The organism is Spirilliplanes yamanashiensis (genome assembly GCF_016863475.1).
In the GTDB taxonomy this organism is placed as follows: Bacteria; Actinomycetota; Actinomycetes; order Mycobacteriales; family Micromonosporaceae; genus Spirilliplanes; species Spirilliplanes yamanashiensis.
Map to the genome: position 1 here is coordinate 93,020 of NZ_BOOY01000032.1, position 20,117 is coordinate 113,136.

Consider the following 20,117-nt stretch of genomic DNA (forward strand, 5'->3'; position numbering starts at 1 on the left):
TCATGAGATGGAAGCTGGCGGTGGGGGCGGCGCTGGTCGTGGCCGTGGCGGTGCGGGGGCGGCGCCGGCGGGTGCTGCACCCGGCGGGGCGCACGTTCGCCGGCGAGGTGGAGCTGTGGGGCGCGCTCGGCGACGCGGCGGAGGCGGCCGGCCGGTACCCGGCGACGGTGCGGTTCTCCAAGGGCGTCGGCCTGCGGCCGGGCCGGGCGGACCTGCTGGGCTTCGCGGTGCGGGTGCACGCCCCCGGCGGCGACCGCGACCTGCTGTACTCGACCGCCGGGCGCGGCCGGTTCACCCGGCACCTGCCCACGCCGCGGCGTGACTTCCACACCGACTACGGCTCGATCATGGGCTACCGCACCGGCGGCGGCCACGTGTACCTGTGGGCGGCGCCCGAGCCCGGGGCGGCCGCGCGCGGGCCGCTGCCGGGCCGGATGCTGCTCAGCGCGCAGGACCACCGCGAGCGGCGGGTGTACGGGCGGGTGACCCTGGGCGAGCCGCTGACGGAGCAGGCGGACGCGGCGCTGACGTTCGACCCGGTCCGCAACACCACGCCGGGGCTGCACCCGGCCGGGCTGATCCACGGCTCGCGGAGGTACGCGTACCCGCTGTCGCAGTGGTGGCGCGGCGCCCGCCGCGTCACCCGCGGGAGCGGGGACGCGGCGGACGGGCGGGTCAGCGGAACGCGACGATGACCGCCGACTCCGGCGGCATCTCGACCCGGTCGCGCTGCAGGCCGATGCCCTGCTCGGTGGCGAGCAGCACCGCGCGCGGCGCGCCCGGCAGGCTCACCGTCTGCGGCTCGCGGGCCAGGTTGACGGCGACGGCGCAGCGGCCCCGCTGCATGACCAGGTGCTGGTGGCCGTGGCGCACCCGCACCGTGTCGAGGCGCGGGTCGGACAGGTCAGGGTGCGCCTTGCGCAGCGCGATGAGCCGCCGGTAGAGGTCGTACGTCTCGGCGTGGCCGGGCTTGCCCAGCTCCTGCCAGTCGAGCTTCGAGCGCTCGAAGGTGGCCGGGTCCTGCGGGTCGGGCACCTCCGCCTCCGCCCAGCCGTGGTCGGCGAACTCGCGGCGCCGGCCCGTCTTGACGGCCGCGGCCAGCTCCGGCTCGGGGTGGCTGGTGAAGAACTGCCAGGGCGCGCTGGACGCCCACTCCTCGCCCATGAACAGCATCGGCGTGAACGGGGAGGTGAGCAGCAGGGTGGCGCCGACGCGCAGCATGCCGGGCGACAGCGACGCGGACAGCCGGTCGCCGATCGCCCGGTTGCCGATCTGGTCGTGGTTCTGCAGGTACGCCACGAACCGGTGCCCCGGCGTGCGGCTGCGGTCGACGGGCCGGCCGTGGATGCGCTGGCGGAAGCTGGACCAGGTGCCGGCGTGGAAGAACGCGCCGGTCAGCACCGCCTCCAGGCACTCCAGCGAACCGAAGTCGGCGTAGTAGCCCTGCCGCTCGCCGGTGAGCAGCGTGTGCAGGGCGTGGTGCACGTCGTCGTCCCACTGGGCGTGCAGGCCGTAGCCGGCGCCCTCGCGCGGGGTGATGAGCCGCGGGTCGTTGAGGTCGCTCTCGGCGACCAGCGTCAGCGGCCGCCCGACGTGCGTGGACAGCACCTCCACCTCGGCGGCGAGCTGCTCCAGCAGGTGGGTGGCCGTGTGGTCGACGAGGGCGTGCACGGCGTCGAGGCGCAGGCCGTCGACGTGGTAGTCGCGCAGCCACATGAGCACGCTGTCGATGATGTAGCGGCGCACCTCGCCCGACTGCGGCCCGTCGAGGTTGATCGACGCCCCCCACGGGTTGCTGCCGGCCTCGGCCAGGTACGGCGCGAACATCGGGGCGTACGCGCCGCTGGGGCCGAAGTGGTTGTAGACGACGTCGAGGACGACGCCGATGCCCCGGTTGTGGCAGGCGTCGACGAAGCGCTTCAGCCCGTCCGGGCCGCCGTACGCCTCGTGCGGCGCGTACCAGCACACCCCGTCGTAGCCCCAGTTGTACTCGCCGTTGAACGCGTTCACCGGCAGCAGCTCGACCAGGTCGATGCCCAGGTCGACGAGGTGGTCGAGGCGCTCGACGGCGGCGTCGAAGGTGCCCTCGGGGGTGAAGGTGCCGACGTGCATCTCGTACAGCACCGCGCCGGGCAGCTGCCGGCCCGTCCACGCGTCGTCGGACCACGCGAACGCGCCGTGGTCGTAGAGCCGGCTGGGGCCGTGCACGCCCTGCGGCTGCCACGGCGAGCGCGGGTCGGGCAGCGGCGTGTCGTGGTCGTCGAGCAGGTAGGCGTAGTCGGTGCCGGGGCCGGCGCCCTCGACCTCGGCCTCCCACCAGCCGTCGTCGCGGCGGGTCATGTCGTGGTCGGCGCCGAGGGCGCGCAGCCGGACCCGCTTCGCGGGGGCCCATACTTCGAACGTTGTCATTGCCTCACCAGCAGCGCGACGGGGTAGGTCTCGAGAAGCGACGCCACGGAGGTCCGCGAGCCGGCGACGGTGGCCCCGGTGAAGACTTCCGTGTACGTGTGTCCGGGCAGCGTCACGGTGGTGTCCTGCCAGCCACCGCGGCGTGACAACCCGACGGGCAGCCGGGTGGCGAGGGCGACCGCGCCGCCCCGGTCGAAGCCGACGAGGTGCTCGGCGCAGACGCCGTCGCCGTACACCGGGGTGTAGCCGGTGAACAGGTCGGGCCGGTCCCGGCGCAGCCGCAGGGTGCGGCTGACGACGAGCAGCTTGGCCGCGCCGGTCTCGTCGACGGGCGGCTGCCAGCCGCCGTCGAGGGAGGCCAGCATCTCGCGGCGGGCCGCGAAGTCGACGGGCCGCCGGTTGTCCGGGTCGACCAGCGAGTTGTCCCACAGCTCGGTGCCCTGGTACGTGTCCGGCACGCCCGGCATGGTCAGCTGCAGCAGCTTCTGGCCGAGCGAGTTGTGCCAGCCGGCGGTGGTGATCTCGGCGGCGAACGCGGCGACGTCCGCGCCGATGTCCGGGTCGTCGTAGATGCGGTCGACCATCTCCCGCAGCGCCCGCTCGAAGTCGGCGTCGGGCTGCTGCCAGGTGGTGGAGGCGCCGGCCTCCTTGGCGGCCTTGAGCGCGTACGCCTGCAGCCGCTCCCGCTCGATGGGCCACGCCCCGACGGCGGCCTGCCACACCAGGTGGGCCAGGGCCGGGTCGCTCAGCGGCGCCTGGCGCACCCAGCGGCGCACCACGGTCGTCCAGTCGCCGGGCACCTCGGCGAGCACCGCGAGCCGCGCCCGCACGTCCTCGCCGCGCTTGGTGTCGTGGGTCGACAGGGTGGTCATCGACGCCGGCCACCGCTCCTGCCGCTCGTGGGCGGCGGCGTGGAACTCGTCCACGCTGAGCCCCCACCGGGATGGGTCGCCGCCGACCTCGTTGAGGGCGGTGAACCGGGTCCAGCGGTAGAACGCGGTGTCCTCGACGCCCTTGGCCATGACCGCGCCCGTGTACTGCTGGAAGCGGGCGGCCAGCTCGTCGGCCGGGTTGCGCAGCCGCCCGGTGAGCTGGTCGAGGGTGGCGGACAGGTGCGGGCGGCGCCGGCCCGCCTCGCTGCGGGCGGCGGCGAGGTGCCGGCCGCCGAACGGCAGGTACGACCGGTACACCGGGAAGCAGGCGGCCAGCTCGGCCAGCCCCTCCTTGGCGTTGCGGATCTCCGGGGCCAGGGCCGCCATCCGGCTCAGCTCGGCGGCGAGCAGGGTGGTGGCGGCGGCGTGCTTGCAGTCGTGCACCAGGTCGGTCCACGAGCGCATGTCGCCGGTCAGGTGGTGGTCGAGGGTGCTGAAGAACTGCTCGGTGGTCTGGTCGACGAAGACGCCGCCGACCTCGCCGAGGGCGTCGTAGCCGGTGGTGCCGTCGACCGGCCAGTCCGGCAGCTTCTCCCCCGGCTCGAGGATCTTCTCCACGACCAGCCACGCGTCCGGGGCGGACTCGCGCAGCCGGCGCAGGTAGTCGCCGGGGTCGCGCAGGCCGTCCGGGTGGTCGACGCGGATGCCCTGCAGCTCGCCGTCGGCGTACCAGCGCAGGATCTCGGCGTGGGTGGCCTCGAACACGGCCGGGTCCTCGACGCGCAGCCCGGCCAGGGTGGTGATCGCGAAGAAGCGCCGGTAGTTCAGCTCGGCGTCGCCGCGGGTCCACGCCACCAGCTCGTAGTGCTGCCGGTCGTGGATCTCCTGCGGCGAGCCGCCGCCGGTGCCGGGCGCGATCGGGAACCGGTGCTCGTAGTAGTGCAGCTCCTCACCCTCGACCTTGAGGGCGGCCAGGGCGTCCGGCTCGTCGGCGAGGATCGGCACGAGCAGCCGGCCGCGCGACCAGTCGATGTCGAACCAGGACGCGTGGTGGGCGTCGCGGCCGTGCTGCAGCACGTCCCACCACGCCGGGTTGGCGTGCGGGGCGGCGATGCCGGCGTGGTTGGGCACGATGTCGACGACCAGCCCGAGCCCGCCGTCGCGCAGGGCGGCGACCAGCGCGCGCCGGCCGTCCTCCCCGCCGATCTCGGGGCCGACGCCGCGGTGGTCGGCGACGTCGTAGCCGTGCTCGGAGCCGGGCGCCGGGGTGAGCAGCGGGGACGTGTAGAGGTGGCTGGCGCCGAGGTCGCGCAGGTAGCCGGTGAGCTGCGCGGTGGCGTCGAGGCCGAATTCCGGGCGGACCTGGATGCGGTAGGTGCCGGTGGGGGGCGTCATGGGGTTCGTCAGACCGTCCTGTCCAGAACGACGAGTGAGCGATCCGGCACCTTGATCGTGGCACCGGCTTCGATGACGAGCAGCTTGTCTCCGGACGGCTCGGCCGTCTCGATCACCTTCTCCCATTTCTCGCCGTACTCGGCCGGCGGCGTGACGAACTCGATCGGCGCGTCGTGTGCGTTGAAGCACAGCAGGAAGGAGTGGTCGACGTGGCGCTGGCCGTACTGGCCGCGCTCGCGGATGCCCTCGCCGTTGACGAACAGGGCGATGGCCCGGCCGAAGTCGTTGTGCCAGTCGTCGCCGGTCATCTGGCGCCCGTCCGGGGTGAACCACTCCAGGTCGGGCAGCGGGGCGCCGGCGCCGCGGGCCACCACGGGCAGGCCGGTGAAGAACCGGCGGCGGCGGAACACCTGGTGCCGGCGGCGGAAGTGGATCACCTTGCGGGTGAACGCGAGCAGCTGCTCGTCGTGCTCGTCCCAGTCGATCCAGCTCAGCTCGGAGTCCTGGCAGTAGGCGTTGTTGTTGCCGAGCTGGGTGCGGCCCAGCTCGTCGCCGTGGCAGAGCATCGGCACGCCCTGGCTGAGCATCAGGGTGGCGATGAAGTTGCGCCGCTGGCGGGCGCGCAGGGCGAGCACCGCCTTGTCGTCGGTGGGGCCCTCGACGCCGCAGTTCCACGACCGGTTGTGGCTCTCGCCGTCGCGGTTCTCCTCGCCGTTGGCCTCGTTGTGCTTGTCGTTGTACGACACCAGGTCGTTCATCGTGAAGCCGTCGTGGGCGGTGACGAAGTTGATGGAGTGGAACGGCTTGCGGCCGTCGTCCTGGTACAGGTCGGCGGAGCCGGTGATGCGGGACGCGAACTCGGCCAGCGTGGCGGGCTCGCCGCGCCAGAAGTCGCGCACGGTGTCGCGGTACTTGCCGTTCCACTCGGTCCAGTTCGGCGGGAAGTTGCCGACCTGGTAGCCGCCGGGGCCGACGTCCCACGGCTCGGCGATGAGCTTCACCTGCCCGACGATCGGGTCCTGCTGCACCACCTCGAAGAACGTGCTCAGCCGGTCGACGTCGTAGAACTCGCGGGCCAGGGTGGAGGCGAGGTCGAAGCGGAAGCCGTCGACGTGCATCTCCTGCACCCAGTAGCGCAGCGAGTCCATGATCAGCTGGAGGCTGTGGGGGCTGCGCACGTTGAGGCTGTTACCCGTGCCGGTGTAGTCCATGTAGAACTGCGGCTGGTCGTCGACGAGCCGGTAGTACGTCCGGTTGTCGATGCCCTTGAGGCTCAGCGTGGGGCCCAGGTGGTTGCCCTCGGCGGTGTGGTTGTAGACCACGTCGAGGATGACCTCGATGCCGGCGGCGTGCAGCGTCTTGACCATGCCGCGGAACTCCTGGGCCTGCTGGCCGAGCGAGCCCATCGCCGAGTAGCCGTGGTACGGGGCGAAGAAGCCGAGGGTGTTGTAGCCCCAGTAGTTGCGCAGGCCCAGGTCGACGAGCCGGTGGTCGTGCACGAACGTGTGCACCGGCATCAGCTCGACCGCGGTCACGCCCAGGTCGAGGAAGTGCTGCACCACGTCGGGGTGGCCGAGGCCGGCGTACGTGCCGCGCATCTCCTCCGGCACCGACGGGTGCCGCTGGGTCAGGCCCTTGACGTGCGTCTCGTAGATCACCGAGTGGTGGTACGGGGTGTCGGGCCGCCGGTCGTTGCCCCAGTCGAAGTACGGGTTGACGACGACGCCCTTGGCCATGTGCGGCGCGGAGTCCTCGTCGTTCATCACGTCGGGGTTGTCGAACTCGTAGGCGTACAGCGACGGGTGCCAGTCGATGTCGGCGTCGACGGCCTTGGCGTACGGGTCGAGCAGCAGCTTGTGCGGGTTGCAGCGCAGCCCGCGCGCCGGGTCGTACGGGCCGTGGACGCGGTAGCCGTAGCGCTGGCCGGGCTCGATGCCGGGCAGGTAGGCGTGCCAGACGAAGGCGTCGACCTCGTGCAGCTGGACCTTCTGCTCGTTGCCCTGCGGGTCGAACAGGCACAGCTCGACGGCCTCGGCGATCTCGGAGTAGATCGCGAAGTTCGTCCCGGTGCCGTCGTACGTCGCGCCCAGCGGGTACCGCTGGCCTGGCCACACCTGCATGTCGGTTCGTGCTCCCATCGTCGCCCGGTCCCGCCCGGGGTGCCGCACATTCCCTGTGGGGGTGCGGATTAATCCTGCGCGGCCGCGTCAGCGGTCATTCTCACCGATCAGCCTGCTACCGTCTGCGCGACCGACCGGTCACACACAGATACTTTCCCCGGCCGGGTTCGCTGGAGTTTTCACATGATCAACAGAGGGCCCGTGCCGCTCACGCCGCCGGTCACCGTCGGACCGCAGACCTGCGCCACCCTGTCCGGCGGCGGCGCCGACCGCGAATGGCTCGTCACCGACGGCCTCGGCGGCTACGCCACCGGCACCGTCTCCGGGCTGCGGACCCGGCGCTACCACGCGCTGCTGGTCGTCGCCGACCCGCGCACCGGGGTGCGCCACGCCGGCCTGGCGAGCCTCGACCTGACGGTGACGCTGCCGTCCGGCGCCACCGTAGCCTTGCACACCCACGAGTGGGCCTCCGGCGCCGTCGCCCCGCAGGGCCACCGGCACCTGGAGACGTTCACCCTCGCCGACGGCCTGCCCCGGTGGCGCTGGCGGGTCGGCGACGTGGTCGTCGAGCGGGAGCTGGCGTACGCGCACGGGTCACCGTCGCTGGCCGTCGTGCACCGGGTCGTCGCCGCGCCCGGCCCCGTCGGGCTCAGCGTCGCCGCCCTGTGCACCTGGCGCGACGCCCACAGCACCCGGCGCGCGTCCGGCCCCGCCCCCGTCACCCGGCAGGTCGCCGGCGGCGTCGTCGTCGAGGACGCCTACCGGCTGGCCGGGCCCGGCTGGCAGCCCACCGGCGAGTGGTACCTGGACGCCTTCGCCCGCGCCGAGGCCGCCCGCGGCCACGACGCCGTCGAGGACCTGTGGCTGGCCGGGCGGTTCACCGCCCGGCTCGGCGCCGGCGCGGCCATGGAGATCTCCGCCTGGGCCGGCGACCTGGCCGTCCAGCCGCCGCCCGCCGCCACCGTCGTGGCCGCCGCCCGGGAGCGGGCGCACCGGCTCGTGGCCGCCGCCAAGCCGGTGGACGACCTCGCCGCGCAGTTGGTCCTGGCCGCGGACGCATTCGTCGTGACCGGCCCCGACGTCGTCGCCGCCTACCCCTGGTCCGGCAGCCACGCCGGCGACACCATGGCCGCCTACGAGGGCCTGTTCCTGTGCACCGGGCGCGCCGGCGAGGGCCGCGAGCTGCTCACCGCCGCCGTCACCGGGCAGGCGCCCGAGCCCGGCCCGTGGCGGTCCGCCGCCTCCCCCGACGCGCCGCTGTGGCTCGTGCACGCCGTCGACCGGCACGTCGCCCGCACCGGCGACACCGACCTGGCCGCCGCCCTGCTGCGCCCGCTCGGCCGGCTGCTGCGGGCGAGCCTCGACGGCACCGGCCCGCTCACCGTCGACCCCGCCGACCAGCTCGTGCGCCTCGCGCCGGGCACCCCGCGGACCGGCAAGCCCGTCGAGATCAACGCGCTGTGGGTCAACGCGCTCGGCGCGATGGCCGCCCTGAGCGAGGAGGCCGGGCGCGACGGCGGCAGGCTGCGCACCCGGCACCGGGTGGCGGCGGCCGCGTTCACCGACAAGTTCGCCGCGCCCGACGGCTGGCTGCACGACGTCGTCGAGGGGCCGCCCGCGCCGTACCCGCTCGGCGCCGGCGCCACCCACGACGACCCCACGCTGCGGCCCAGCCAGCTGCTCGCCTGGTCGCTGCCGCACGCCCCGCTGGCCGGCACCCACGCCGGCGGGGTGCGCGCCGCCGGCGCCGCGCTGCTCACCCCCATGGGCCTGCGCACGCTCGCCCCCGGCGAGTACGGCTACCAGGGCGCCCACGCCGGCCCGCCCGGCGAGCGCGACATCGCGTACCACCAGGGCACCGTGTGGCCCTGGCTGATCGGGCCGTACGCGGACGCCTGCCGGGCGACCGGGCTGCCCACCGAGGGACTGCTGGCCGGGTTGGAGGCGCACGTGCGCGAGTGGGGAGTCGGGTCCATCAGCGAGTCGGCCGACGGCGACGCGCCGCACCGGGCCACGGGCAGCCCGTTCTCCGCCCGCGCCGTCGCCGAGGTCCTGCGGGTCCGGGGGTACGCGGCGTGAAGATCCTCATGCTGTCGTGGGAGTACCCGCCCGCGCTGGTCGGCGGCCTCGGCCGGCACGTGCACGCCCTGGCCACCAGCCTCGCCACCGCCGGCCACGCCGTGACCGTGGTGACCCGGCAGGCGCCCGGCGCGCCCGCCGACGAGGTCGCCGACGGGGTGCGGGTCGTCCGCGCCACCCCCGACCCCGTCGGCCTGCCCATGGACCCGGCGAACCTGCTGCCCTGGGCGCTGGCGTTCAACCACGCGCTGACCCGGGCCGCGCTCGGCGCCGGCGGCGGCCACGACGTCGTGCACGCCCACGACTGGCTCGTCGCGCACGCCGCGATGACCGTGCACGAGGCGGCCGGCACGCCGCTGGTCGCCACCATCCACGCCACCGAGGCCGGGCGGCACCAGGGCCACCTGCCCCACCCGCACAACCGCACCATCGACGGCGTCGAGCGCTGGCTGTCCGCGTCGGCGGCCCGGGTGATCGTCTGCTCCGACTACATGCGCGCCGAGGTGTCCCGGCAGTTCGACGTGCCCGCGGACGGCATCGACGTCGTCGCCAACGGCGTCGAGGCGCTGCGCTGGCAGGCCCGGCCGCGCGCGGTCGCCGCCGCCCGGGCCCGGTTCGCGCCCGCCGGCGCCCCGCTCGTGTCGTTCGCCGGCCGCCTCGTCTACGAGAAGGGCGTGCAGCACGCCGTCGCGGCGGTGCCCCGGCTGCGGCTGCGCCACCCCGGGCTGCGGCTCGTGGTCGCGGGCGACGGCCCGCACCGGGCGGCGCTGCAGGCGCAGGCCGCCGAGCTGGGCGTCGCCGACGCGGTGGACTTCACCGGCTTCCTCGGCGGCCACGACCTGCCCGCGCTGATGGCCGCCTCCGACTGCTACGTCGTGCCGAGCATCTACGAGCCGTTCGGCATGGTGGCGCTGGAGGCCGCGGCCGCCGGCACCCCGGTCGCGGTGGCGGCCACCGGCGGCCTCGCCGAGATCGTGGAGCCGGGCGGCACGGGCGTGCAGTTCCCGCCGGGCGACCCCGACGGCCTCGCCGACGCGGTCAGCTCGCTGCTGCTCGACACCGACTACGCCCGGGCGCTGGCCCGGCGCGCCCGGCGCCGGGTCCGCGACGAGTTCAACTGGCCGGCCATCGCCGCCCGCACCGCCGCGGTCTACGCCGCGGCGGCCGGCCCGGCGCCGCAGGCCCGGCCGGCCGAGTCGCCGGCTCAGCCGCCGGCCGAGCCCGCCGGCCGGCCGGGGCGGTTGCAGGAGGCCGGGCGGGCCTGACGAGGGTCAGGCCGCCGCGGCCCGCCGCCGGCGCAGCGCCCGGCGCAGCACGAACACCCAGCCGGCCGCGGCCGCCAGGCCCGCCACCAGGAAGGCCGTGACGAACAGGTACGTCGGGCCGCCCGCGGTGGCGAAGACGCCCGTGCGCGCGCCGGAGTCAATCGCCGGCGTGGTGCCGCCGACCGCCAGCGAGGCCGGCTCGTCGTAGAGGATCACGTCGGGCCGCGACGAGCCGCCGTCGGCGGCCGTCCACGAGCCGTGGAAGCTGCACGAGCGCCGGCCGCACTCCTCACGCAGCGCGGTGAACACCCCGGCAGTGCCGGCACCGTTGTGCGCCTGCCACGCGGGCACGACGTCGAGCCCGCCGAAAATGATGCCGCCGGCGGCGATGAGCGGCAGACCTGCCCAGAGGAAGATCTTCGCCCGCCATTCACTGATCTTGCCGAGGAATCCCACGGCCGGGCAGCCTAGGGCAGCAGGACCGCGTCCCGCTGCCCCGTTTCCGCGTCAGCCCAGCTGGTCGTCGGCGAAACACCAGCGCCAGGTCTCGCCCGGCTCGTACGAGCGCATCACCGGGTGGCCGTCGGCGCGGTAGTGCGCCGACGCGTGCCGGCCCGGCGAGGAGTCGCAGCAGCCGACGTGGCCGCAGTCGAGGCAGACGCGCAGGTGGACCCAGCGGCGCTCGCCCGCGGCGACGCAGTCCTGGCAGCCGTGGGCGAAGGACACCTGCGGGGCGGGGTCGCCGGCCGCGGTGAGGTGCTGACAGCTCATGGCGACGATTGTGCCTCAGCGCCCGGCGTCACTCGTACTTGCGCAGCTGGGTCTCCTCGAGGTCGAGGCCGCGCTGTGCCCGGTCGAGCACCTCCTCGGCGATGCGCCCCTCGTCGCGGGCCACCCGGAACACCTCGCGCTCGGCGTCGATCATCTCGCGGCGCAGGCGGGCGTACGCCCGCGACGGGGTCTCCTGCTCCTGGCTGCCGAGCCGCTCCCAGGCCAGGTTGGCGCGGATCTCCGACAGGCTGCGCAGCCGCTCGACGACCTCCTCCGGGGCGCCGTCGGCGAGCGCGTCCAGCCGGGCCCGGGCGGCGGCGCTGGCCTGCTGCTGGACGCCCGCCTCGGCGAGCACGTCCTGCATCGGGTCGTCGCGGCGCAGCCGCATCAGCCGGGCGAACGCCGGCAGCGTGGTGCCGTGCAGCAGCAGGGTGACCACGATCGTGGCGAAGGCGATCCAGATGAGCAGCTCGCGCGGGTACTCGACGCCCAGGACCTCGACCGGAGTCAGCGCGAGCGCGGCGGCGAGGGTGACCACGCCGCGCATCCCGGCCCAGCCGATGACCGCGGACGCGCCGGGGTCCGGCGCCGGGTCGCGGCGGCGCATCGCCGGGACCAGCCGCGACAGGTACGCGGCGGGCAGCAGCCAGGCGAACCGGACGGCCAGCAGCAGCGCGATGGTCACGGCGGTGGCCAGCACCACCGTCGGCGCCGGGGTCTCGATGGCCCGCAGGACGTCGCGCACCTGGAGGCCGACGAGCAGGAAGACGGTGCCCTCCAGCAGGAACGTGATGAGCCGCCACACCGCGTCCATCTGCAGCCGGGCCGCCGCCGACAGCAGCTGCGGGATGCGGTGGCCCAGGTAGAGGCCGGCGACGACGACGGCGACGATGCTCGACAGGTGCAGCGCCTCGGCGACGAGCACCACCACGAACGGGGTGAGCAGCGACACGGCGTCGTCGAGCAGCGGCTCCTCGATGCGCCGGTGCAGCTTGGCGGCGAGCACCGCGGCGGCGAGGCCGAGCAGCACGCCGCCGCCGGCCGCCTGGGCGATCTCCAGGCCGATGTCGAGCACGCCGACGGCGCCGGCCGCGGCGGCCAGGCAGACGCGCAGCATCACCAGGGCGGTGGCGTCGTTGAGCAGGCTCTCGCCCTCGAGGATCGTGACGACCCGCCGGGGCAGGCCGATGCGCCGGGCCACGGCGGTCGCGGCGACGGCGTCGGGCGGGGCGACGATCGCGCCCAGCGCCAGGCAGGACCACAGCGGCGCGGCCGGGACGATGGCGTGCAGGGCGAACCCGATCACCACCGCGGTGACGACCACCAGGCCCACGGCCAGCGACAGGATGGGGCGCAGGTTGAACCGGAACGCCGGCAGCGAGGTCTGCAGCGCGGCCACGTACAGCAGCGGCGGCAGGATGCCGACCAGCACCAGCTCGTGATCCAGGTGGATCTCCAGCAGGCCCGGGACGAACGACAGGATCAGCCCGGTCACCAGCAGCAGCAGCGGGGCCAGCAGCCCGAGGCGGCGGGCCAGGGCGGCGCCGATGGTGGCGATGGCCAGCAGCAGCACGGCGTCGACGATGCTCTCCACGGTCGGCAGCCTATGCGCCGCGCGGCGCTCCCGGCCGTGGCTGGGGGCGTGGCCCCCCGCACAATGAGCGTCCCTACTCATGCCGCCCGACCCGGCGGACCGGAAGGCTGACCGCATGATCGCGCCGAACGCCCCGTCCCGGGTGGGCATCACCGCGGCGGCGTCGTGCCTGCCGCCGACCGAGCTGGACACCGACGACCTGCAGGACCGCGTCGCCGCGGCGAGCGGCCTGGCGCTGCCGCCCGGCATGTTCGCCGCCGCCACCGGCATCACCCGCCGCCGGCTGGCCGGCCCGGGCGAGTACGCCTCGGACCTGGCGGTGGGGGCGGCCCGGCAGGTGCTCGCCGACGCCGGCCTGGACATCGCCGACGTCGACCTGCTGGTCTACGCCTCGGCCACCCGCGACGTGATCGAGCCGGCCACCGCGCACATCGTGCAGGCGGCGCTGGGCGGCCGGGCGCACGCCTTCGACGTGACCAACGCCTGCAACAGCTTCGTCAACGGCATCGACGTCGCCCGGGCGATGATCCTGGCCGGGCGGGCCACCCGCGCCCTGGTGGTGACCGGCGAGACCCCGACCCGGGCGATGCGCTGGCAGCTCGACGGGATGGCGCAGGCCCGCCGCGCGTTCGCCGGCTACACGTTCGGCGACGCGGGCGCGGCGGTGCTGGTGGAGCCGGTGACCTCCGGCGGCATCCTCGACGTCGACAGCGAGACGCACTCGGAGCACTGGGCGGTCGGCGGCATCTTCGGCGGCGGGTCGCGGCACCCGCGCGGCGACGAGCACACCTACTTCACCGGCGACGGGCACTCCCTGCGCGGCGTCTTCGAGAAGATCGGCATGGGCATCCTCGACCGGGTCCGGCACCGCACCGGCCTCGGCTGGGACGACTACGCGGCGGTGCTGGTGCACCAGGTCACCGTGCCGTACCTGGAGCGGTTCGTGGAGGTGACCGGGGTGCCCCGGGACAAGCTGGTGGTGACCGTCGACCGGCTGGGCAACATGGCCAGCGCGACGCTCGGGGTGCAGCTGGCCCGGGCGCGCCCCCGCAGCGGCGAGAAGGTGCTGCTGGTCGGCCTGGGCGGCGGCGTCAGCGTCATGACGATGGTGTGGGAGACGCCGTGAGCACCGAGCTGTGGGTGATCGTGCCGGCCTACGAGGAGGAGCGGCGCATCGAGGCGACGCTGCGGGCCCTGCGCGCCCAGACCGACCGCGACTTCACGCTGCTGGTGGTCGACAACGGCTCGGCGGACGCCACGGCGGACATCGCCCGCCGGTACGCCGACGAGGTGCTGGTCGAGCCCGAGAAGGGCGTCGGGTCGGCGGTGGACACCGGCTTCCGGCACGCCATCGCGCACGGCGCCCGGTTCCTGGTGCGCACCGACGCCGACTGCCTGCCCCGGCCGGGCTGGGTCGCCGCCGCGCGGGCCGCCCTGACCGAGCGCGGCGGGCTGGTCTGCGGCCACATCACCGCCCGCCGCGACGAGCACGGCCCGCTGGGCCGGCTCGTGTTCGCGGCGCTGGTGCGCACGGCGGCGGCGTTCGGGCGGCTGCGGCCCGCGCACCGCGACGCCGGCTACAAGGCGCCGTACCGGATGCACGCGGGCAACAACATGGCGATCACGGCGGAGCTGTACGAGGCGTGCGGCGGGATGCCGCGCCGCCCCTCCCCCACCGACCGCACGTTCCTCAACCGGGTGCGGCGCACCACCGACGTCATCACGCACCGGCGCGACATGGTGGTGGAGAACTCGACCCGGCGGATCCGCGCGTACGGGGTGGTGCGCACCGCCCGCTGGTACCTGGACCGGGGCGCCGGCGGCCTGACGGCGGACCCGCGCTGATGCTGGACGAGCTGCTGACCGGGCTGCGGCCCGGCGACGACACCCCCGCGCTGCTGCGCGGCCGGCGGGTGCTGCGCCGCGGCGAGCTGGCCGAGCTGACCGGCGGGTACGCGGCGGCGCTGCACCGGCGCGGGCTCGGCCCCGGCGGCACCCTGGGGCTTGCGGTGCGGCCGGGGGCGCACGCGCTGGCGGTGCTGCTGGCGGCGTACCGGCTGGGGGTGCGGATCGCGGTGCTGGACCCGACGGCGGGCCCGGACGTGCTCACGGCCCGGCTCGCCGCGGCCCCGCCCGACCTGGTGGTGGCCGACGCGGCCGCGCAGGCGGTGGCGGGCTGGGCGGCGCCGCTGGCCCGCCGCGCCCACCTGGCGCTGCCGGACCTGGCGGCACTGGCGCCCACCGTCACGGCGGGCCGGCGGCTGCCCGGCTGCGCGCCGCGGCTGGCGCCCGAGGCGGGGCCGGCCCCGCGCCACGACGGCGACGGCGACGCCGTGGTGGTGTTCACCTCGGGCACCACGAGCCGGCCGCGCGCCGTCGTGCACACCCGGGCGAGCGTGTCGGCGGGCATGCGCGCCGCCCACGACCTGGTCCGGCCGCGGCCGGACGCGCCGGTGCTGGGCGGCACGTTCTTCGTGCTGGTGCCGGTGCTGGCCGCGGGCGCCCCGGTGGCGCTGCCGGCCCGGCGCCCCGCGGCGCTGGCCCGGCAGGCGGCGGCGCTGCGCCCGCAGGCCACCTACCTGACCCCGCCGCAGCTGCGGGCGGCGCTGGCGGCCGGCACCCGGTTCACCGGGCGCGTCTACAGCGGCTCCGCCCCGGTCGGGGCGCCGCTGCTGCGGGCGGTGCGGGCGGCGGGCGCCGACGAGGCGTGGTGCGTGTACGCGCTCACCGAGATGTTCCCCGCCGCCGCGGCCGAGGCCGCCGAGAAGGCGGCGTGGACGGGCGACGGCGACCTGGTCGGCGCGCCGCTGCCCGGGGTGCGCACCCGGCTGGCCGGCGACGGCGAGCTGCTGCTGGCCGGGCCGAACGCCGCCGACCGCTACCTGGGCGAGGAGCCCGCCGAGTGGAAGCGCACCGGCGACGCGGCCCGGCTGGACGGCGGCCGCATCGTCCTGGCCGGACGGCTGAAGGACATGGTGCTGCGCGGCGCGGAGAACATCTACCCCGGCCTGTACGAGCCGTCGCTGCACGTGCCGGGCGTCGAGCTGGCCGTGCTGGTCGGCGTGCCCGGCGGCGACGGCGACGAGCGGCTGGTCGCGGTCGTGCAGCCGGCGGGCGGGGCGGACCCGGCCGCGGTGCGCGCGGCGCTGCGCGGCCCGCTGGACCGGATGGGCGCCGCCCGGCCGGACGCCGTGGTGCTCGCCGCCGTCCCGCTCGCCGGGCGGTCCCGCAAGCCGGACCGGGCGGCGGCGGCCCGGCTCGCGGCGGAGCGGATCCGATGAGGCTCGCGGTGGTGGTGCCCGCCCACGACGAGGCGGCCGAGCTGCCCGGGCTGCTCGCCGCCCTGGCCGCGCAGACCGACCGCGACTTCACGCTGGTCGTGGTCGACAACGCGTCCACCGACGACACCGCGGCGATCGCGGCGGCGGCCGGCGCCCGGGTCGTCGCCGAGCCGGCGATGGGGGCCGGGACGGCCGCGGACACCGGGTTCCGGCACGCCATCGCCCTCGGCGCGACGGGGCTGCTGCGCACCGACGCCGACTGCCGGCCGCGGCCCGACTGGGTCGCCACCGCCCGGGGGCTGCTCGCCGGGGGCGCCGAGTTCGTGTGCGGGCGCAGCGTGCCCCGCCGCGACGAGCGGCCGTCCGCGCTGGAGCGGCACGCGTACCCGGCCGCGGTGCGGCTGGCCGCCCTGGCCGGCCGGTGGATCCAGCGCGACCCGGCGGCGCTGCACCCGTACGTGCTGGTGCACGGCCACAACATCGCCCTGACCGCCGACCTGTACGTGCGCTGCGGCGGCGCCCCGCGCGAGCGGCTGGAGGACGGCGCCGAGGACGTCACCCTGCTCAACCGGGCCCGCCGGCACACCGCCGCGATCCGCCGCGCGGAGCACCTCGTGGTGGAGTCCAGCCTGCGCCGGCTGCGGGCGTGGGGCGCCCGCCGCACCCTGCTGTGGCACTGGGACCGGCGGTGGCGGCCCGCCACCGCCGCGCAGGTGCACGTCCGGTGAGCCACGCCCGGGCCCGGCGCCGTGACCGGCGCGTCTACCTGCTCAGCCACCCGGTGCTGTTCGGCCTGCTGGCGGCCACCCGCGCCGCGCCCGTGCGGCGGGTCGGCGGGACGGTGCTGGTGCACGGCCGCGACGCCTATGCCGAGGCGCTGACCCGGCTGCCGCTGGACCGCACCGCCGAGGGCACCACGGGCGGCGCGGCGAGCCGGCTGGCGGGCGGCGGGCTGCTGTTCGACCAGGACGGCGACGCGCACCGCCGCACCCGCCGCCAGGTCGCCGAACTGCTCGGCGCCGCGGGCACGGACCGGCTGCGCCCGGTGTGGACGGCGCTGCTGGCCGAGCGGCTGGCGCCGCTGCGCTCCGGCGGCGCCGTCGACCTGGTGCCCGTGGCGGCCGAGCTGGCCGGGGCGACCGCCGTCGCGCTGCTGGGGCTGCGGGTGCCGCCGGTCGCGCTGGCCGCCGCGGCCCGCCGGGTCGGCGCGACGGCGGCCCGGGCGCACCTGCCCGGCCCGCACCGGCTGCCCGGCCCGCACCGGGCCCGGACGGAACGGCGCCTGGCGGAGGCCGCCGCCGACCTGGCCGCGCTGGCCGGCGGCGACCCGCTCGCCGTGATGCTGGCGGTGGCCGCCGTGAACACGACGGTCGCGGCGCTGCCGCGGGCGGTGGCGTGGTGCGCCGACGCGCGGCTGTGGGACCACGACGCGGCGGCGCTGGCCGGTGAGCTGATGCGGGTGGTCGCGCCGACGCCGCTGCTGCCCCGGGTGGCCGCGGCGGACGGGACGGTGGGCGGCTGCCCGGTGCGCGCCGGCGACCGGCTGGCGCTGGTGGCCCGGCACGCCGTCGGCGCGCACACCCGCGACCCGGACCCGGCCGACCCGGCGCCCGCCCGCGTCGCGCACCTCGTCTTCGGGGCGGGCGCGCACGCCTGCCCGGGCGCCCGGATGGCCCGGCTGCAGCTCACCGACGTGCTGGCGGCACTGGCCCCGCACCGCCCGGCCGTGGTGCGCGCCCGGGCGGACCGGCGCGCGGCCCTGCCCGGCTGGGCGTCGCTGGTGGTCCGGTGAGCCCGCTGGCGGGGGTGCGGGTGGCGGTCACCGGGGCCAGCGGGTTCTGCGGGGCCGCCGTGGCCCGGCTCGCCGCGGCCGCCGGCGCCGACGTGGTGTGCCTCGGCCGCCGGCCGGGACCGGTCGGCGCCCACGTGCCGTGGGACGCGTCGGCGCACCCGCCGGACCTGACCGGCGCCGACGTCGTGGTGCACCTGGCCGCCGCCGTGGGCGACCCGGGGCGCGGCGCGGCGGCCGAGGCGGCGTTCCGCGCGGTCAACGTCGACGGCACCGCGCGGCTGCTGGACGCCGCCGCCGGGCGCAGGGTGGTGTGGGTGGGCAGCGCGAGCGCGTACCGGCCGGGCCCGTACGCCGCGCCGGTCGGCGAGGACCACCCGCGTGACGCCCAGCGCAGCGCGTACGGGCGCACCAAGGCGGCCGGCGACGCGCTGGCCCTGGCCGCCGGGGCGGTGGTGCTGCGCCCGCGCGCCGTCTACGGCGACGGCGACCGGCACCTGCTGCCCCGGCTGCGGGCCGCGGCGCGCGGCGGCCGGGTGCTGCTGCCGGGGCCGGACGTGCCGATGAGCCTGACCGCCGTGGGCAACCTGGCCGGCGCGTGCCTGGCGGCGCTGCGCTGGCCGGCCGGGGCGTACAACGTGGCGGACGCGCGGGCGTACCGGCGCGACGCGGTGGTGGCCGCCGCCACGGGGGTGCCCGTGCGGCACGTCCCGGCCGGGCTCGCCCGGGCGGCGGCGGCCGGCGCCACGGCGTGGGCGTCGCTCACCGGCGCCGCGCCGGCGCTGACCCGGTACGCCGTCGACCAGCTCACCGATGGGATGGTGCTGGACACCGCTAAGGCCCGGGCCACCGGCTGGGCGCCCCGGGAGACCTTCGAGGAGTTCGTCAGTCGGTGTACAGGACCCCGGAGCGGGCCACCGTGACGGTGCGGTTGCCGTCGCTGTTGTAGGCCTTCGACACGGCGTCGACGGAGAACATGTACGGCGCGCCGCGGTCCAAGCCGGTGATCGTGGCGGTGAGGGTGCGGCACGGCGCGCCGGGCTGCACGGTCACCCAGTCGAGGTCCGGCTGCTGCCCGGTCACCAGCACCTGCGGCAGCGCGGTCAGCTTGTACTCCACCAGGTCGGGGTCGCCGGGGTTGAACCAGCTGACGGTGGCGGTGCCGGCGCCCGCCTCGACGGTGAGCCCGGCGATCTGGCCGAACGTCAGCACGCCCTCGCACGCCCCGGTGGGGCTGGGCGCCGCGGTGGGCGTGGCCTGCGGCGCGAACGTGAACGTGGGCGACGGGCTGGGCGAGCCGGCCGGGCGCGGCGAGGCCGAGGCGACCCGCTTGCCCTGGTCGACGACGATCCAGCTCTCCCCCTCGTCACCCGGGGCGGCCTCCGCGGCCGCGCCGCCACCGAAGTCGGCGAAGAACACGGCCCACCCGGTGAACAACGCCAGCACGACGCCGATCGCCAGTACGCCGATCTCCACGCGGCCCCGCATGCCCGCACCTCCGTCTCCCGGCGGGCGCCTGTCGCCCGGCCGTACCGTTCGATCGGCGGGCGGGAGCGGGACCTGACGGTTCAGCCGGTTGCGGGCCGGTACATCGCGGTGGCGCGGCGGGCCAGGTCGGCCGCGGCGGCCGAGTTGGCCCACGAGCCGAGCAGCACCGCCGCCCCCGGGATGACCTTGGCGGCCATCCGCTTCGCGGCGCCCACCCCGGCCATCCGGGCCAGCCGCCCGCCGAGCTGGAGCATCACCCGGCCGATCGGCCGGCCGGACGAGGAGCTGAACAGGGCGCTGGCGCGTTCCCGGCCGGCGGCGACGCCCAGCGCCACCCGGGCGGTCTCGGCGATGCGGTGCACCTTCTGCAGCACCAGCAGGTCGACGGCCCGGTCGCCGCTGGTCGGGTCGACGCCGTAGGCGGCGGCGATGTGCAGCGCCATCCGGCACTGGGTCCAGGCGAGCACCCCCACGTCAACGACGGCCCCGGGCAGGCCGGCCGCCCCGCTCATCGCGCCGGACAGCCGGGCGTGCGTGGTGAACCGGCGTACCGCCAGCTGGGCCAGGGCGTCGGGCGTGATGCCGGGCTGCTGCGCGCGGCTGCGCTCGGCCCACGCCTGCGCCTGCGGGCCCAGCCGGCGGACGGCCTCGAGCGCGAGGTGCTCCGGGGCGTACTGCGGGTCGGCCTTCATCCGGTCCCACAGGCGCCCGGGCGGGCCCTGGTCGTCGACGCCTGTTCCGGCGGGGAGGGGGTCGGTCACGGGGCGCTCCGGTTTCGCTGGGGAGGGGTGGCCGCCATTGTGCCGGGCGGGCGCACGCCGCCCGGCGGACCGGCGGAGCCGGGTGTCCCGGCGGGCGCGCTCAGCGGCGGCCCTGGAAGCGGGCCAGCAGGCGGCGCAGCTTCGCCTGGTTCTCGGGCTTGGCTAGCTGGCGCTGGCCCTCGCTGATGGCCCGCCGGCCGGCGGGGCTGCGCAGGAACTGCTGGATGCGCTGGGTCAGGGAGGCCATGGGGGTTCCTTTCGCCGGGACCGGTCCCCTCAAATGTGCAGCCCGG

Annotated in this window: 18 protein-coding genes; 9 read left to right on the plus strand and 9 right to left on the minus strand. The window is 76.5% G+C overall.

What is annotated here, in order from left to right; genetic code table 11:
• Window positions 1-2 precede the first annotated feature (2 nt).
• Window positions 3-695 (plus strand): hypothetical protein, encoded by a 693-nt coding sequence (locus Sya03_RS22990; protein WP_203940450.1) that lies wholly within the window; start codon window positions 3-5, stop codon window positions 693-695.
• Here the strand turns inward: Sya03_RS22990 and treZ are convergent.
• The 3 genes from treZ to glgX are packed head-to-tail and all read right to left on the minus strand — an operon-like array spanning window position 676 to window position 6,796.
• Complete coding sequence (gene treZ, locus Sya03_RS22995) at window positions 676-2,409, minus strand: malto-oligosyltrehalose trehalohydrolase (RefSeq protein ID WP_203940451.1); 1,734 nt, start codon at window positions 2,407-2,409, stop codon at window positions 676-678. The two genes, Sya03_RS22990 and treZ, sit on opposite strands and share 20 nt — an antisense overlap.
• The gene (gene treY, locus Sya03_RS23000; RefSeq protein ID WP_203940452.1) at window positions 2,406-4,676 is read right to left on the minus strand and encodes a malto-oligosyltrehalose synthase; all 2,271 of its coding nucleotides are present in this window, start codon (window positions 4,674-4,676) and stop codon (window positions 2,406-2,408) included. Before treY ends, treZ begins: the two co-directional genes overlap by 4 nt.
• Before the next feature lie 8 nt (window positions 4,677-4,684).
• Window positions 4,685-6,796 (minus strand): glycogen debranching protein GlgX, encoded by a 2,112-nt coding sequence (glgX, locus tag Sya03_RS23005; RefSeq protein ID WP_203940453.1) that lies wholly within the window; start codon window positions 6,794-6,796, stop codon window positions 4,685-4,687.
• A 183-nt stretch (window positions 6,797-6,979) separates the two neighbouring features.
• On the opposite strand from glgX, the gene Sya03_RS23010 reads away from it, so the two are divergent.
• Both Sya03_RS23010 and Sya03_RS23015 read left to right on the plus strand, forming a co-directional pair.
• A complete protein-coding gene (locus Sya03_RS23010) occupies window positions 6,980-8,875 on the plus strand; it encodes a glycogen debranching enzyme N-terminal domain-containing protein (protein WP_203940454.1) in 1,896 nt (631 codons plus the stop codon).
• Window positions 8,872-10,140, plus strand: a complete 1,269-nt coding sequence (locus Sya03_RS23015; RefSeq protein ID WP_370872064.1) for a glycosyltransferase family 4 protein — start codon at window positions 8,872-8,874, stop codon at window positions 10,138-10,140. Before Sya03_RS23010 ends, Sya03_RS23015 begins: the two co-directional genes overlap by 4 nt.
• Before the next feature lie 6 nt (window positions 10,141-10,146).
• On the opposite strand, the gene Sya03_RS23020 is transcribed toward Sya03_RS23015, so the two are convergent.
• From Sya03_RS23020 to Sya03_RS23030, 3 genes are read right to left on the minus strand one after another with little or no spacing between them, the layout of a single operon-like run.
• Window positions 10,147-10,596 carry a hypothetical protein gene (locus tag Sya03_RS23020; protein ID WP_203940455.1) on the minus strand — a complete coding sequence of 150 codons (450 nt, stop codon included), beginning with the start codon at window positions 10,594-10,596 and terminating at the stop codon, window positions 10,147-10,149.
• Between the two features lie 51 nt (window positions 10,597-10,647).
• Window positions 10,648-10,911: a UBP-type zinc finger domain-containing protein gene (locus Sya03_RS23025; RefSeq protein ID WP_203940456.1), complete on the minus strand. Its 264-nt coding sequence runs from the start codon at window positions 10,909-10,911 to the stop codon at window positions 10,648-10,650.
• Between the two features lie 28 nt (window positions 10,912-10,939).
• Window positions 10,940-12,505: a Na+/H+ antiporter gene (locus Sya03_RS23030; protein WP_203940457.1), complete on the minus strand. Its 1,566-nt coding sequence runs from the start codon at window positions 12,503-12,505 to the stop codon at window positions 10,940-10,942.
• Window positions 12,506-12,620: 115 nt separating this feature from the next.
• On the opposite strand from Sya03_RS23030, the gene Sya03_RS23035 reads away from it, so the two are divergent.
• From Sya03_RS23035 to Sya03_RS23060, 6 genes are read left to right on the plus strand one after another with little or no spacing between them, the layout of a single operon-like run.
• Entirely contained in the window at window positions 12,621-13,631 is a 1,011-nt protein-coding gene (locus Sya03_RS23035) for a 3-oxoacyl-ACP synthase III family protein (protein WP_203940458.1), read from the plus strand.
• Window positions 13,628-14,350 (plus strand): glycosyltransferase family 2 protein, encoded by a 723-nt coding sequence (locus Sya03_RS23040; protein ID WP_203940459.1) that lies wholly within the window; start codon window positions 13,628-13,630, stop codon window positions 14,348-14,350. Before Sya03_RS23035 ends, Sya03_RS23040 begins: the two co-directional genes overlap by 4 nt.
• The gene (locus tag Sya03_RS23045) at window positions 14,350-15,786 is read left to right on the plus strand and encodes an AMP-binding protein (protein ID WP_203940460.1); all 1,437 of its coding nucleotides are present in this window, start codon (window positions 14,350-14,352) and stop codon (window positions 15,784-15,786) included. Before Sya03_RS23040 ends, Sya03_RS23045 begins: the two co-directional genes overlap by 1 nt.
• Entirely contained in the window at window positions 15,783-16,514 is a 732-nt protein-coding gene (locus Sya03_RS23050; protein WP_203940461.1) for a glycosyltransferase, read from the plus strand. The genes Sya03_RS23045 and Sya03_RS23050 overlap by 4 nt, the downstream gene beginning before the upstream one ends.
• On the plus strand, window positions 16,511-17,578 hold the full coding sequence (locus Sya03_RS23055; RefSeq protein ID WP_203940462.1) for a cytochrome P450: 1,068 nt from the start codon (window positions 16,511-16,513) through the stop codon (window positions 17,576-17,578). Before Sya03_RS23050 ends, Sya03_RS23055 begins: the two co-directional genes overlap by 4 nt.
• On the plus strand, window positions 17,575-18,498 hold the full coding sequence (locus tag Sya03_RS23060; protein WP_239107783.1) for an NAD-dependent epimerase/dehydratase family protein: 924 nt from the start codon (window positions 17,575-17,577) through the stop codon (window positions 18,496-18,498). Before Sya03_RS23055 ends, Sya03_RS23060 begins: the two co-directional genes overlap by 4 nt.
• Here the strand turns inward: Sya03_RS23060 and Sya03_RS23065 are convergent.
• From Sya03_RS23065 to Sya03_RS23075, 3 genes are all read right to left on the minus strand, one after another.
• A complete protein-coding gene (locus Sya03_RS23065; protein ID WP_203940463.1) occupies window positions 18,461-19,063 on the minus strand; it encodes a fibronectin type III domain-containing protein in 603 nt (200 codons plus the stop codon). The genes Sya03_RS23060 and Sya03_RS23065 overlap by 38 nt on opposite strands.
• Before the next feature lie 80 nt (window positions 19,064-19,143).
• Window positions 19,144-19,824: an EcsC family protein gene (locus tag Sya03_RS23070; RefSeq protein ID WP_239107784.1), complete on the minus strand. Its 681-nt coding sequence runs from the start codon at window positions 19,822-19,824 to the stop codon at window positions 19,144-19,146.
• 100 nt (window positions 19,825-19,924) lie between these two features.
• Window positions 19,925-20,071 (minus strand): hypothetical protein, encoded by a 147-nt coding sequence (locus Sya03_RS23075; RefSeq protein WP_203940464.1) that lies wholly within the window; start codon window positions 20,069-20,071, stop codon window positions 19,925-19,927.
• Window positions 20,072-20,117 lie beyond the last annotated feature (46 nt).